The organism is Armatimonadota bacterium (assembly GCA_016223145.1).
Lineage (GTDB): Bacteria > Armatimonadota > Fimbriimonadia > Fimbriimonadales > Fimbriimonadaceae > Nitrosymbiomonas.
Genome location: JACRPN010000014.1, coordinates 281,775 through 295,134 on the forward strand (window position 1 = coordinate 281,775; position 13,360 = coordinate 295,134).

Here is a 13,360-nt window from a genome sequence, read left to right on the forward strand (position 1 = left end):
GGGTTAGTTCGTTGAGGCCGATGGAAGGGCCCAGTTGTGGTAGGCGTTTCCAAGCGCGATCTGCATCGCACGCTGCTCTTGCGGCGTGGCAGGGCCCCCACTCACGGCCGTCACCAGCGGTGTCAACAGAACGGCCCCTGCGATCTTGTAGCCGTTCGATTTCTCGTCGCTTCGGCCTTTGACCCCGGTCTTCTTGAAGACGACCTTTCCGGAAGCTACGTCAAAGACGTAGACGTTTACGGTCGCGGTCGAGATGGTCTTTGGCCCGAGGTTAACCCAAATGCTCCGCGTATGCCATGACACCGAGCCATAGATCACTTTGCTGGCCTTCAGCGACCTGCCGAAGGTCCTTAACGAGGCGGCTGTAGGCTGTCGCCCAAATCTCGGTGTCGCCAGTTTCTTGGATTTCCACGCCTCGGCAGCCTTGGAGGCAGAGACCGTTGTGTAGTTAGCCTTCTGCAGAATGCCGTCTGCTGTGGCCTGCACTGAAGCCTTGGCCGTCTTCGTTCCATGCGAGAAGACCCAGGGATAGGCCACGGCCACGCCTTTGCCTCCGGCCAATCGGCTGGCGGATTTTGCCACCGCGACCCGTTGAGCCATGATCGGGGCCGCAGCCAGGGCCAATGCCAGACATGCCGTCAGACATGTTGAGTTTCTAAGTGTAAATCGAACCATCGGTGTTTTCCTAAAGGTCAGAGGGGGTTCTGTGGCCGAGGCGGCTGAAGAAGGCTCTGACGTATCCCACGTTCAGGGACGTCGTGTTGAGAAAGTCCTCTGCTGGCCCCTTGGACAGCGAGGAATTGGGTTGACGCAGGCTACCGATTCAGAGCGTTGCGCTCAATACACTGGCAAAGGCCAACCAGACGGTTGACTTGATCCTGCTGCTTTTCATCCAATCGAATCCAGTAAGTCGCCACCATGGACTCGAAACCCAAATTGAACAGCCGCGCCATGCCGGCTGAATGTGCCAGGGAGTCTTTTACCGACAGGTCTGAACAGTGCTCCGACCAGAGGGCCGAGAATTGCGCTGCAAACGCCGCCGTGTCGAGATGAGTCTGTTTCATCGAGTGACACCTTCCTTCAAGTGTTAGGTCGTAATCGCTCTCAAGTTGGCTGCGGGCCGCTGTTGTCTCCCGGCGCCCCATGCAGGGTGCCGGGAGACAGGGGTTTCCGTCAGCGGTTTTCGACGGCGATACCTCGGTACGAGAGTTCCCGCGTGAGCCTCACACCGAACCTCGTGCCGATCTCAGAAGTCACGTTGCGAGATTTGGCCGGGCTCTTTTGGATTTCGCCGTAGAGATAGCCGAGGGCCCCGCAGATCAGGGAGTTGGTGATCACGTTGCCCTTGGTCAGCACGGCAAGCAGGGCGCCACCGCCGGCGCCGTAACCCACGTACTTCAGGTTGTCGTTCTTGGCTGCCGACTTGGCAACGAGGCGGCCGTTATCGTTGGTGACGCTCTTCGAGTCCAGGCCGATGAGCGAGCCATAGATCGCATAGGTTCTGCCGTCAGGCATTCGGAGTCGGTCGAAGGCGAGTCCGAGCACGCCTGGCGTTTTGCCCGACTTCGCCCGGGCCACATCGACATGGCCTTCGAGCACCGCGCCGCTCGTCATGCCCTGGTAGCCCATCGAGTCACCGGTATCGACGTTCGCGGTGAAGCGATCGCCCACCGAGGATCCGTTTGAGCTGAGCTGCTGATTGAGCCTAAACGGGATCACCGTTCCGGCGTCCATGCGCAGAAGGGTGTTTCCCGCCAAAACCGTTTGCCCGGCATAGGGATTCGAGGAGAACCTGTTTGGGAATTGGTTGGTGATTCCCAGGCTCATCATGTCCGCCATCTTGAGAATCTGGATACGGACCTGATCGTACTTCCGGACGCTGGTCACGTAATCGCCACTGAGCTCTGCCTGAGCTTCTTCGAATGTCGTTTCGATGTGCTCTCGCATCATAGAACGCATTTCGATTCGTCCCCAGTTGCTGGGGTTTGATTCGCTGAGGAGGTCGGCGATCTGGTTTCCGTTCTCGAACCACCGGTCTTTCTGATACGAGACGGTGTCCGAATCGCGCAGCTTCGCGGCTGTGATCACCTCGGCAGCGGTCAGGATGTGCTCCTTGAGCAGGGCGGATAGCCTGTTGCCGGCGGTTTCGCCGTAGATCGGCTTGATGGCATTGCCAAGATCGACCTGGTTCTTCAGCAGCCTCGCCTTTGTGGCTGGGCTGTTGGATAGGTCATTCGCGGTACTAACGATGAACAGTCGGGTCCAGGTGACGTGGTCTTCCCATAGCTTGCGCATTGCGCCGTGCAGGTTCGGCTCATCCAGATTCACTTGGGTTGCGGAGCGGATGCGGCTGCCAGCGTTGTTGGCAAAAGGTCCGATCTGGGCTGTGCTGGGGCCGGCGAGCAGGCTCGCTCCAATCCCAAGCGTCAGGAGTGCTTTCATGCGGGTGTTCATTTTCTTGCTCCTCAATTCAATGGATCCTGGGCTTCGAGTTCCTAGAAGCCCTCTGGCCGAGGATCTAGCCTGGGCGGCGCGTGTGCCGACGGAGGCTGGTTCGGGGCGTACTGCCCGAGGGTTCTCTCGGGCCCATGCGGGCCCGAGAGACACAGGTCACGAGCTGGTTTGGCTCAGTGCTTTTCGGGGATTGTGGCCATGACTCGGAACGAGAGGTCCCGCGTGAGTCTCACGCCGAACTTCGTGCCTGCGGCCGAGGTCACGTTCTGTGACTTGGAAGGGTTCTTCTGGATCTCACCGTAGAGGAATCCAAGGGCGGCGCCGATCAGGGAATTGTTGATTACGTTGCCCTTGGTCAGCACGGCAAGCAAAGCGCCACCGCCGGCTCCATAGCCCACATACTTCAAGTTGTCGTCTCTGGCTCCCGGCTTCGCGGTCAGACGTCCGTTCTCGTTTTCGACGCTCTTAGAGTCGAGGCCGATCAGAGATCCGTAGATCGGGTAAGTGCGGCCGTCGGCCATACGGATCCTGTCAAAGGCGAGCCCGAGCACACCCGGCATGTCACCGGTCTTAGCGCGTGCTACCTCGACGTGGCCTTCGAGAGTCGACCCTCTGGCCATGCCTTGGTAGTTCGAAGCGCCATCCGTATCCAAGCTGGCGGTGAACCTGTCTCCAACGGAGGAACCGTTCGAGCTAAGCTGCTGGTTCAGTCCGAACGGGATCACCGTGCCCGCATCCATGCGCATCACGCTGTAACCGTTGTCGTTGTTGTTATTGTTCGATCCGGCCGTGAGGATCTCCACGGTGCGGGATTGGGCGATCCAGTCCACGCTTCCACCCAACGCTTCACTGAGGAAGCGCAGCGGAACCATCGTGCGGCCCCGATAGATGGTCGCAGGCGAATCCAAATCGACCTGTCGGCCGTTGACCGTGGCCTTGTAGGAGTCGATCGGCAACCGAATGGAGGTGGAACCGTGTTGGGCATTGACGCTACGGGCATCGTTGTCCCAGTCGACGGTCGCGTTCATGTGTTCGAACACGCCTCGCACGGGGACCATCACGCGTCCGTTCATCATCACAGGCTTAACGTCGGGAAAGTTGACAAGATTGCCATCGACGGTGGCTCGGATATCTTGTGCGCTCGCCACGCTTGCGAGCGAGAGGGCTGCAAAGGCTAACGCCATGGTCAGTTTCTGCGTCAGCGGCCCTTGATTGTTCAGGAATCTAGCGGTAATCATCAGATATCAGCCTACTGCTTTGCCGCAGCCACTGCAAGTCTGCCCTAACAACGTCAGTCATTCTATTGACAAAGAAAAGCCCTCCCCCGGAGGCGAGGAGGGCGACTACGGCTGGAGTGCGGCGCCGCAGCCTCTTGGTGTCTTTTGGAGGGTTAAGACCTACGTCGACGTCGAGCAATCACGCCCGCCATACCGACTCCGATGGCCAAGAGGCCGGCAGGCTCGGGTACAGCAGTAATGCTCTCCATCGCAAAGTCGCCACTCGGCAGCGAATCAAACGAGACTTCGATCTGGTCCACATCCGATAGGTCTGTGGTTCCGACCAAGTCGGCAAGCATGAAGTCTTGCGTAAACGGAACGTACTGGTCGCCAGCGACCAAGTGCGACACGGCAGAAGTGTTTGCTGGTCCGTTGGTGACGAGAGTCACCGTAGTCCAGAGGTTTCGGTCGTTGCTGAGGAACCTGATCCGAAGACGATCCTGGTTTGAAAGATCGAGATTCAGATTATCCGTCACCAATCCCCCAAAGCCGTCCGACTGGTATCCGTAGCTCACGGACAGCCTTCCATCAACATTGGTCCCGCTGTTCGAGACAGCGAATCCGCTTCCGATGCTGAGCTCGTATCTCTGGCCAAACGGATTTGCCTCGACAGTCATGAGCGTGGTTCGGGATAGCCCAACCATCGTCCCGGTTTGAACGTTTAGGTCGGTTCCCGCGGTCAGGGACTTAAAGTAGGGTCCAGTGCTGAAGTTGTCAATCAAGACATCAGCCTGAGCTACGCCAACGCAAAGAGCTGCAGCCAAAACAGCAGCCAACTTTTCAGGTTTCAAAGTGAAAGTATCCATCGACAGCAACTTACATGGGTAGCCAGAACTGTCACAAGTCGCCCGTTTAGCGTCCTTCAAAGGCTATACACATTTCCGCTTGCTGTTCAATTAGGCCTTGGGAGCACCATCGGGGGTGTGACATGGGCTTCGTTGTGCCTTTGTTTCGGACTCCTTACTTACGGCTTCTGCAAGGTTTCTCGGCTCAGCGACGTCATTGCTCTTGGGTGCTGCAGCACGCTCATGCGGATACCCACATCACGACCATAAAAAAACGGCCCCCCCAAAGGTAGAGGGGCCGGCGCGGCCGAGGGGAGGATTGGCCGCAGTTGATTCAGTTATATTCAGTTGTTGTCAGTGCGACGGCTCGCTTCCACTGAATGTTGCGGCGCCACGTTCTCCGAGAACACCAGCATGTGCTTCCTTTCCTAGAGAGACGGCAGCCATCGAAAGCAAGGTACATTGGATTGATCCCCCAGTGCCAGTCATAGATTCCATGTCATGGATCCCCATACAAGAAACAGCGGACTTGTGAAGTGATTTTCAAACCACGTACTCTGGCCGCACTATGGTTTGGACAATCGTTTTGATCCTCGGCGTTCTCTGGCTTCTGGGAGTGCTTACCTCTACGACAATGGGTGGCCTATTGCACATCCTGCTCATCATTGCTGTTGTGGCGGTGGTGCTGGAGTTGATCCGCGGCCGTCGCTCATCGAGCCTCTAGCGGCTACCCACAACCATGACCGACAAAAACCTCTCCCCGCGCGAAGCCGAGATCGTCGAACTGGCGATCCAGGGCCTTACCAACGAAGCGATCGCTGAGAATCTCGGCCTCAGCATCGGATCGGTGAACGCCTACTGGCTGCGAATTCGCATGAAAGTAGGTGGGGTCGGGCCTACGGTCTCGGTGGCACACCTCATCAAAGAGCGCGCGGAAAGGGCGCTCCGTGCGGCAAACGTGGATATGGCCAACCTTAGCGACCACGTTGCGAGAAGCGAGCGCTCGCTCTTGGAGTTGCGAGCATCGGTCGCGCTTCTGCACCTTGCCATGGAGCAAATCCTCTCGGCCGTGTGGGCCACCGACAAGGAGTTGACGCTCTGCATCATCGCCAACGGCGCCATGCCAAAAAGCCACCTTGGCGTCGTGTGGGAGGTGGGCAAGACGGTCTACCAGATCTTCAAGACCGACGACCCCAAATCTCCGGCCATCGCCGCTCACTTGGACGCCTTGAAGGGTATCGAATCCATGATCAGGCTAGAAGGCGAGTTCCACAAGATGGTGCTGCGGGCGCTCCCCCTGCGCGATGAGACCCAGATGATCATGGGCTGCATCGGCATCATGAATTACGTCGGAGAGTAGGCCGGGGCAGGAGATATCCGTCAACCCCCGCAGGGTTGAGGAATACTAGATATCGTGCCAACAGACCTCGACCGGTTCGATAAGTGGCTGTCTCATCTGCTTTGGCGGACCGGGGTTCCGTTCCTTCGCATTGGGCTCGGCGTTGTGTTTGTCTGGTTCGGCTTGCTGAAAGTGCTTGGCATCAGTCCGGCCACGGACTTGGTTGTCAAGACCGTGTATTGGTTCGATCCGGATATTTTCGTGCCGATTCTGGGTTGGTGGGAAGCGGCTATCGGCGTATGCCTCGCGGTCCCGGTCCTGAATCGCGCGGGTCTACTGCTGCTGACATTGCAGCTGCCTGGGACCTTTCTTCCTCTGATCTTGCAGCCCGCTCGGTGCTTCAACGGTGCGCTTTGGAATCTGACGCTTGAGGGCCAGTACATCGTGAAGAACTTGGTGATTATCGGCGCCGCACTGGTTTTGGGGGGCCTTGTTCGTGAGAGAGGAGCCGCCCTATCCGCTGAGTCTGGTCTCGAATGAGTATCGCACGAACTTCGATGGCATTCAAGGGCGGGAGAAGTGATCCCGCGTTGTGAGTTGGACTTGGCTTGAAGCAGGAGACCCTTAACCCTCCGAGGGTTGAGGGATAAGACTATCCCTGTGTATTCCCACAATCCCAATGGGGTTGAAAGAGAACACGCCCGTTTCGGGGCTATTCAAGCTCCCCTTGCCCCGCATGGCCGGGCATAGCGCCGTCGGCCTCACGCATCGACTGGTCCGAACTACGCCGAATATCGCCCACGCGTTTGCGCTGGCCGTCCGTGCCGCCCTTCAGAAGCCGGTCGACGGAGGACCGCTCGTCGGCAAGAAGCCTCTTGAACTCCTGGAGTTGGTGATGGGTCTGGTCTCGATGCGCCTGCGCAACTCGGTCGCCTTCCACGCTCGACCTCTCCAAAAGCCACCTCGCAACGAGTTCGGTGCGGGTCTTGCCTCCCAGCTTGCCGCGAACACGAAGCCAATAGCCTCGAACCGTCGCGACCGAGATATCAAGTTCGGCGGCGATCCTGTCATCGGTATAGCCCTTCGCAGCCATGGAGAGCACCTGGCCCTCTCGATCTGATAAGTTGCTCATCCCACCAACATTATGCACTCATTTCTGAGGACATGGTAGAGCGCGCAACATTTCATGTCGAAACTTCTGAGCGCAGACATCAGGGTACAGCCGGGTGTGCCGTCAAGACGACGTACCTACGATTGCTTCCTTGGATTTGAAGATTGTAAACTCGTCTGCGATTACAGCAACATGTAGACAAGCCCTCTCTCGGCTCGGGCCCTTCGGCAGGGGCCCATCAGGATATCGGAGGAGGCCGACAATATGAGCACGCATGAACTATCGCCGCGTGAATCCCAGATCGTCGAACTCGCGATCCAAGGGCTCACCAACGAGGGAATCGCCCACAAGCTCGATCTGAGCGTGGGCACAGTGAACACGTATTGGCTTCGCATCCGCATGAAGGTGGGCGGGGTTGGCCGCACGGATTCGGTGGCCAAAGTCATCAAGGACCGTGCAGACGTGGCGTTGCGCGCCGCAAACGTCGACCGGGACAATCTCACCGACCACGTAGCGGAAAGGGAGCACACGCTCCTGGAGCTGCGGGCCTCGCACTCGCTGCTCGAGCTCGCGATGGAGCAGATCAAGTCCGCCTGCTGGGCGACCGACAAGAGCCTGACGCTTTCCATCATCGCGAACGGCGAGATGCCGACCAGCCACTGTGGTGTGGTTTGGCAGACAGGCAAGACGGTTTACGAGAAATTCAAATCGACGGACCCCGCCTTTCCGCCCGTCGCCGCGCATTTAGAAGCCTTGAAAGGCTTGGAAACCACCCTCAGGCTGAAAGGCGAGTTCAGCAAGATGGTATTGCGGGCCATGCCGCTTCTGGACGAGGCCCATGAGATCATGGGCACGATCGGCATCATGAACTACGTGGAGGAGTGAGACGTGCCGAATGGCCGCGCCGTCCACAGACGTCCGTGGCGCGTGCACTTTGGCCGGAATTGCGCCCGCTAAGGGCGATAGGAGTCGAATTATGGCAAAGCAAACTTTTACCGATGTGCAGGCTAAGGCAATCGGCGACAAGATAGGCGTGGACTGGTCTGCGACAGATCTCGAACAGTTCAAAATGGGTCTGGGTGTGGAGTTAGAGCACGGCAACGCCGACCCCCGGACAAACGTGACGGGTGACGACCCTCTATTGACAGGCAAGATCGCCTGGGCGCACCTGAACGAGATCCCAGACTACTACACGCGGCTGCTGGACATGGAGCGCCAGGCGAAGTCGTAGGTCAAGACTCCCCTGGCCGTGCTACGGCCAGGGGAGTCGGTTGGGTTCAGTCGAGATCTTGGCCTATGCCTTTGCGAAGTAGTAGTACTTCTTCCCGTTCTTGGTGGTCGTGTGGCGTACGTACCGGACGCCGTTTCGGGTGAAGCTCTTCCTGCTGAACAGGGTTGCGCGTGCTCGCTTCATCTTGCTTTGGCTCTTGCGGTCGTGCTCATATCGCGATGCCGAATACAGCGCTCCCGCAGTGCCCACGAACACCAGGGTTTTGTCACCCTTTAGCAAGCCAAACAGTCCGGCGGCCCCTGACAGGTACCCGAGATCGCGCCAGTCGTTCTTCGTCTTCTGGCGGTGCTTGATCTGTGCGTCCGTCTGGGCCTGGACGAGCATGGGCGCCCCCACCAGGCCGAATAGAGCAGCCGACACTAGAATTCCGTTGAATAGCTTCATTGTTTTCTTCTCCTGAAACCGTGGTTCGCACGAGCCCGAGCCGTAGAAAGCTCAGGAGGCAGCCCAGAAGCACCTGTCTCGGCGCTTTCGGCGTCGCACGCAGGCACTGAGCGCTCTATGATCACAGCATGCTGACGACTCTTGCGTCGCTCAGCACATGCTCGGGAAGCGACTCTGCCGGCCATGCGTTTGCGGGGGCCTCAAGCTTGGGATAGTGCGACCAAGACACGATGTGGGCCGTGTTCCAGATACTGAAACCTCCCTCCAGGCGTCGGCACCACAGGGATGGCCCCGCAAACAGGTGGCTCAATGCGCTTCTCTCGCTCATTCCGCTGGCAGCGATGGCTGTGCCTTCGAGAAAGAGCCGTTCGCCGCTGGCAAACTCCAGCTCGGAAAGGATGACCCCCATGCGGCCCTCGACCTTTGAAATGATCTGCAGCCTTCGGTATTGGAAGGTCTCCTGGCTAATCTGCGTGATGATCGTCTTGGCACTCCTTTCCCTTTCGAAGAAGAACTCTGGAAGCGGATCGGTCATGATCGTGATGCCGATGAGCGCCTGGCCCGGAAAGGCGGTCACATCGTCTGCGCTATCCAGGATCAAGCTCGATCTTGCGAATATCTGGCCATCCAGGTCGTTGCAGATGGCCGCAACAAGCTCTGGCTTGTCCTGATAGAACATATGCTTACGACCCGTGATGAGGTGGAGCTGAATTCCTGTAGGTTGAAACATCTTTGTATAAGCCTTGATGGCCCTTAGAACCCAACAGTGGCCAGGCACTCCTGGTCGGAAACGCTGGGGTCTCGAGTTGCGAAGAGCATGTGGTCGAAGCCTTCGGCGGCAGGCATGTAGAGAGTTCTAATACAACAATGCGCCTCTTCGGCGATCTTCAGGTAGAGGAACATGTTTGCAAAGGAGAAGGGCACGCCGGGAACGTGCCACTCGCGATCAAGAAGGATGGCATTTTGATCTGGAGAGGCCATCATGAAGTGGATAGCGCTTTCTGCGACCTGGCGCCCTTCGTTGGGCCCGCGGCTATGATGAGGAGCCACATAGCTGGACCCGAACGCTGATGCTACGTAATCAGACTCCTCGCCGCCGAATCGAACGCCGTCATTGTTGAGAAGTTCGTGCTTTGTTTGGTTTAGATCCACTTTGGTTGCTCCATGATCTCGCGCTTGTAGCGGGGACCCTCGGCAAAGAACTTGTTCTGTAGCGGCATCTTCTTCTTTGCAGCGGCCTTCTTCCGGTTCGACAGCACTTGATCCAAACCCATTGTTGACCAATGCCTCGAGTGTCTACCAGTCCGGAAATGCGCTGTCAGTAAAGTGGGGGACACGCGCTTGTCCAATGAATTGTAGACAGAGATTCCGTGACTATCTTCAGCCGGGAGAAGTGGATATTGTATGGCAGGGCCAACGTAGCTAAGAGCCGAGTTGAACAGTTCAACTCTCTTGAGCTCTCGCAATTGGCCTTGATAGTCAGAGCCCAGCCTCTAGCCCATAAGTGAAGTGGAAAATGAATCAATCTGCAATTAATCAGGACATTTTGATTGACCGGGCACGGAATGGAGACCAGGATGCGCTAGACATTCTCTTAAGGGATCATAGACAGCTTGCCTTCAAGTATGCTCTGCACTGGACGCACGATCTTGACGATGCAGCGGACATCGTCTCGGAAACGTTGATCCGCGTTCAAAGGGGAATCACAAGCTACAGCGGCCAAGGGTCTTTCTCGACATGGCTGCACCGTATCACCTCCAACTGCTTCCTTACCATGAAACGGAAGGAGAGGATGAGAAAAGAGACAAGCCTAAACGTGCTCAAGGTGGAAGACGACGGTGAGTCAGAACTCCGGATCGAGGATAAGGGCCTTTCCCCGTTCGACGTGGCCGCCACGAATGACGAGCTTCAAACCCTCCTAAGGGCATTCCGGCGATTGCCGCGCCACCAGGAGGAGCTGCTTCGCACCCATTTCTTAGAGATGCGGTCCTATAGGGAGACGGCACGGCTTCTGGGAATACCCATTGGGACAGTAAAGAGCAGCATCTTTCGAGCGCGCTGCAAGCTAGCCAGACTCACTCTTCACTGATCACTCTTACAACCGCGCCCTCAGCGAGCCCGGACTTTATTTCCACGAGCGCGCCATCGGTCATGCCGGTTTGGACCTCCGTTACCACCCACGTTTCCCCGCTTTGAACGTTTACGGTGGACTTCCCATCCTTCGTGGTCAAGGCTCCCACGGGCACGACGAGGACTCCTTTGAGGGAGCCTGTTCTGACGCCGATGCGCTTGACCGACAAAACGGGCTGGGCGATCGCGCGCGGAGCGAGGAACCGGATCGATGCCAGATATCCGGGCCCCGTCTTTCCCTCGACTGGCGGTACGACAGTGACGTCGAGGACGACACCGTCGAAGGGATCCGAATTGGGACCACTCATGGCAATGATCACGCGAGAGTTCTTGGCGACGAGGTCCTTGAGCTCGGCCGGCACCAAGCCTTGCACGCGTACAACGTCGAAGTTGATGACCGTTGCCAGAAGCTGCTTACCTGTTACGGCCATTCCGGGCTGAGCTTCGAGCCACACAACGGTCCCTGAAATGGGTGCGCGAACGACTCCCTTAGCGGCGTCGGCTCTCGCAGAAACGAGGGTTTCAGAGGCTCGGCGCAAGGCGTCCTTCGAAGGTTGCAGCGTGTCGCGAAGCTCTTGCTGAACCTGTTTGAGCACAGCTTGGGCATCCATTCTAACTTGGGCAGCGTATTCGATGTCGGCTTGGCCGCCATTGGCAACGGTGTCGCGGGCTGCCTTTTCTGATGCTTGCGCCTCGGCCAATGCGCGCTGAGCCTCGTGAAGCGGATCTGAACTTGAGCCCTTCTGCGCCGAGTAGTCGGCGCGCGCGGCATCGACATTCGACTTGGCGGCAGTCGTAGCGGCGTCTGCGCCAGGGACTTCGAGCCTGATAATGGGATCGCCCCTGCGAACAAGCTTTCCAATGCCTGTAACGAGGGAGGCAACCTTCGTGTCGTAAGGAGCGTAGGCCGTCGCGCGAGCGCCCTCAGGAACAAGGAGCCTGCCATCAAAGAAGCTGTAGCCGACGAGGTCCTGGCGTTTCACAACGTCTGTTGTAACTACTGGCTTCTTCCCGATCGTGTTGGGGCTCACCGCGGTCGGTGAAGCGCATCCAGCGATCAGAAGGGCTAGAACGAGGTAGGGTATCTGTGAAATAGTCATTTGATGTGTCCGTCCTTACTGGAATCGTTTACAGACGCGAAGCTACTGAAGGCAATCTGCCCTTTCTTCTAGTGGCGACGCTCCGGACTCCGGGGTGCGAACAGTTATCGTGCCTCCGCGCAGATATCGTCTACCACTTTTGCGACGTACTCGAAAGCCGGCTCATCAGGAACGAGGTTCATTCGCCCAATCGCCAGGATGGCCTGCACACGATTGCCCACTCCGAGTTTTTGGTAGGCGTTTCCGAGATGGAAGTCGACGGTTCGCTTTGATAGATATAGCGCGCTGGCTACTTCTTTGCTGGAGCTCCCGTTGGCCAGGAGGGTGAGGATCTCAACCTCACGGCTCGAGAGGCTCGTTCTTTCGTCGATTCCAGATAATTCTTCGCCAGTTGCAGGTGCCATGGTTACTACTCTCCCTGATTGGCGTGCTTTCGTTCGTCGGGCATCTCTGAACATAGGGCACGCAACTTACTGCGGTTCATAGAACCGCCCGGCCAGCGGTATCAGAGCGACCGGGCGTTCATCCGTCACAAGATGAGGCATCCCTTCGCGGCGCATCTCGATCTATCCCATAGCGAATGAGCCAAGACGCCCCTCCCTGCTTCGCAGAGTTCACCGGCCAACCGCTCCACAACATTCATTCTTCACGTAGGGGCACCTGCCGGGCAAGTCGTGAATTTTCTGTCAGTGCTTCTATAGACAAGGAAGAGCGGACTTGTGCGCTCAGGGTGTGACTAGGGACACTGAGTGCATGCCTGTCTACAGAATTCTGCTCTTTGCCTTCGCCGTTGGCTTTTGGGCCGTGGCGCTGGCTGTGCCTGCGTTTATCAAGGACTTTCGCAGCACATACGGGATTAAGCCCGAAAGCAGGATCGCCAAGGCTGGGTGTGGATTCTGCCATACGACAAAGGCGGCGAAGCTCAATCCCTATGGCGCCGACCTGAAGAAAGCCATGACGCAGGAGAACACCAAGGTCCTTACCGGCAGCGTTCTCAAGAAGATCGAAGGTCTGGACTCCGACAAGGACGGGGCCAAAAACAGCGTCGAAATCTCGAGCGACACGCTCCCCGGAGACCCGAAGAGCAAGTAGCTCACCTAAAGGAGCAAACAATGTCTTACACAGAAGATCGAGCCGACTCACGTTCGCTCACATCCGTCGTTCTCGTCTTGCTGGGCGTCGCCGTGATCGCCGCCGTCCTCTATTTTGCCTGGTGGTCGCCATCGCGCTCGAACCCGGACACGATAATCGTGACACCTCCTACACAAGGCGCGGCCGGTGCACCCGGAGCCGCCGGCGCAACTGGTGCTCCCGGAGCCGCTGGCGCCCAAGGAGCGCAAGGCGCTGCCGGTGCCGCAGGAGCAGCGGGCGCAGCCGGATCGACTGGGCAGACAACGGGCGGCGGAACAACTGGTGGCAACACAACGGGAGGCAGCTCGGGCGGAGGATAGCAGACCTCCTCATCTAGTGCTTCACAAGACCAATGCAC

19 protein-coding genes are annotated in these 13,360 nt (G+C 57.8%); 8 read left to right on the forward strand and 11 right to left on the reverse strand.

Translation table 11 applies throughout. The features are described from left to right. Positions 1 to 3: 3 nt before the first annotated feature. From HZC36_13795 to HZC36_13815, 5 genes are all read right to left on the reverse strand, one after another. Positions 4 to 675, reverse strand: a complete 672-nt coding sequence (locus HZC36_13795; GenBank protein MBI5708049.1) for a hypothetical protein — start codon at positions 673 to 675, stop codon at positions 4 to 6. 140 nt (positions 676 to 815) lie between these two features. Next, the gene (locus tag HZC36_13800) at positions 816 to 1,064 is read right to left on the reverse strand and encodes a hypothetical protein (protein MBI5708050.1); all 249 of its coding nucleotides are present in this window, start codon (positions 1,062 to 1,064) and stop codon (positions 816 to 818) included. Positions 1,065 to 1,173: 109 nt separating this feature from the next. Next, the gene (locus HZC36_13805) at positions 1,174 to 2,454 is read right to left on the reverse strand and encodes a hypothetical protein (protein ID MBI5708051.1); all 1,281 of its coding nucleotides are present in this window, start codon (positions 2,452 to 2,454) and stop codon (positions 1,174 to 1,176) included. Positions 2,455 to 2,627: 173 nt separating this feature from the next. After that, positions 2,628 to 3,692, reverse strand: coding sequence for a copper amine oxidase N-terminal domain-containing protein (locus HZC36_13810; protein ID MBI5708052.1), 1,065 nt, complete (start codon positions 3,690 to 3,692; stop codon positions 2,628 to 2,630). Between the two features lie 152 nt (positions 3,693 to 3,844). Continuing rightward, positions 3,845 to 4,522: a PEP-CTERM sorting domain-containing protein gene (locus HZC36_13815; protein MBI5708053.1), complete on the reverse strand. Its 678-nt coding sequence runs from the start codon at positions 4,520 to 4,522 to the stop codon at positions 3,845 to 3,847. A gap of 562 nt (positions 4,523 to 5,084) precedes the next feature. Between HZC36_13815 and HZC36_13820 the strand changes: the two genes are divergently transcribed. The 3 genes from HZC36_13820 to HZC36_13830 are packed head-to-tail and all read left to right on the forward strand — an operon-like array spanning position 5,085 to position 6,395. Then, entirely contained in the window at positions 5,085 to 5,240 is a 156-nt protein-coding gene (locus HZC36_13820) for a lmo0937 family membrane protein (protein MBI5708054.1), read from the forward strand. 15 nt (positions 5,241 to 5,255) lie between these two features. Next, positions 5,256 to 5,876 carry a helix-turn-helix transcriptional regulator gene (locus tag HZC36_13825; GenBank protein ID MBI5708055.1) on the forward strand — a complete coding sequence of 207 codons (621 nt, stop codon included), beginning with the start codon at positions 5,256 to 5,258 and terminating at the stop codon, positions 5,874 to 5,876. A gap of 42 nt (positions 5,877 to 5,918) precedes the next feature. Next, the gene (locus HZC36_13830) at positions 5,919 to 6,395 is read left to right on the forward strand and encodes a hypothetical protein (protein MBI5708056.1); all 477 of its coding nucleotides are present in this window, start codon (positions 5,919 to 5,921) and stop codon (positions 6,393 to 6,395) included. 172 nt (positions 6,396 to 6,567) lie between these two features. On the opposite strand, the gene HZC36_13835 is transcribed toward HZC36_13830, so the two are convergent. After that, on the reverse strand, positions 6,568 to 6,987 hold the full coding sequence (locus HZC36_13835) for a helix-turn-helix transcriptional regulator (GenBank protein ID MBI5708057.1): 420 nt from the start codon (positions 6,985 to 6,987) through the stop codon (positions 6,568 to 6,570). Between the two features lie 243 nt (positions 6,988 to 7,230). Between HZC36_13835 and HZC36_13840 the strand changes: the two genes are divergently transcribed. Together HZC36_13840 and HZC36_13845 are read left to right on the forward strand one after the other, a co-directional pair. Then, positions 7,231 to 7,851 carry a helix-turn-helix transcriptional regulator gene (locus HZC36_13840; GenBank protein MBI5708058.1) on the forward strand — a complete coding sequence of 207 codons (621 nt, stop codon included), beginning with the start codon at positions 7,231 to 7,233 and terminating at the stop codon, positions 7,849 to 7,851. 88 nt (positions 7,852 to 7,939) lie between these two features. Next, positions 7,940 to 8,197, forward strand: coding sequence for a hypothetical protein (locus tag HZC36_13845; protein ID MBI5708059.1), 258 nt, complete (start codon positions 7,940 to 7,942; stop codon positions 8,195 to 8,197). Positions 8,198 to 8,260: 63 nt separating this feature from the next. Here HZC36_13845 and HZC36_13850 read toward each other — a convergent pair whose 3' ends face one another. The 3 genes from HZC36_13850 to HZC36_13860 all read right to left on the reverse strand — a co-directional run bounded on the left by HZC36_13850 (position 8,261) and on the right by HZC36_13860 (position 9,793). Beyond that, positions 8,261 to 8,641 (reverse strand): hypothetical protein, encoded by a 381-nt coding sequence (locus HZC36_13850; protein MBI5708060.1) that lies wholly within the window; start codon positions 8,639 to 8,641, stop codon positions 8,261 to 8,263. A 121-nt stretch (positions 8,642 to 8,762) separates the two neighbouring features. Continuing rightward, on the reverse strand, positions 8,763 to 9,371 hold the full coding sequence (locus tag HZC36_13855) for a hypothetical protein (protein MBI5708061.1): 609 nt from the start codon (positions 9,369 to 9,371) through the stop codon (positions 8,763 to 8,765). Positions 9,372 to 9,394: 23 nt separating this feature from the next. Further along, positions 9,395 to 9,793 (reverse strand): hypothetical protein, encoded by a 399-nt coding sequence (locus HZC36_13860; GenBank protein ID MBI5708062.1) that lies wholly within the window; start codon positions 9,791 to 9,793, stop codon positions 9,395 to 9,397. Positions 9,794 to 10,157: 364 nt separating this feature from the next. On the opposite strand from HZC36_13860, the gene HZC36_13865 reads away from it, so the two are divergent. Next, entirely contained in the window at positions 10,158 to 10,730 is a 573-nt protein-coding gene (locus tag HZC36_13865) for an RNA polymerase sigma factor (protein ID MBI5708063.1), read from the forward strand. Here the strand turns inward: HZC36_13865 and HZC36_13870 are convergent. Together HZC36_13870 and HZC36_13875 are read right to left on the reverse strand one after the other, a co-directional pair. After that, positions 10,717 to 11,754 (reverse strand): HlyD family efflux transporter periplasmic adaptor subunit, encoded by a 1,038-nt coding sequence (locus HZC36_13870; protein MBI5708064.1) that lies wholly within the window; start codon positions 11,752 to 11,754, stop codon positions 10,717 to 10,719. The genes HZC36_13865 and HZC36_13870 overlap by 14 nt on opposite strands. 221 nt (positions 11,755 to 11,975) lie before the next feature. Further along, entirely contained in the window at positions 11,976 to 12,329 is a 354-nt protein-coding gene (locus HZC36_13875) for a helix-turn-helix transcriptional regulator (protein ID MBI5708065.1), read from the reverse strand. A 295-nt stretch (positions 12,330 to 12,624) separates the two neighbouring features. Here HZC36_13875 and HZC36_13880 point away from each other — a divergent pair, with 295 nt between their 5' ends. After that, positions 12,625 to 12,963: a hypothetical protein gene (locus HZC36_13880; protein ID MBI5708066.1), complete on the forward strand. Its 339-nt coding sequence runs from the start codon at positions 12,625 to 12,627 to the stop codon at positions 12,961 to 12,963. A gap of 20 nt (positions 12,964 to 12,983) precedes the next feature. Beyond that, positions 12,984 to 13,322: a hypothetical protein gene (locus HZC36_13885; protein ID MBI5708067.1), complete on the forward strand. Its 339-nt coding sequence runs from the start codon at positions 12,984 to 12,986 to the stop codon at positions 13,320 to 13,322. Positions 13,323 to 13,360: the final 38 nt, after the last annotated feature.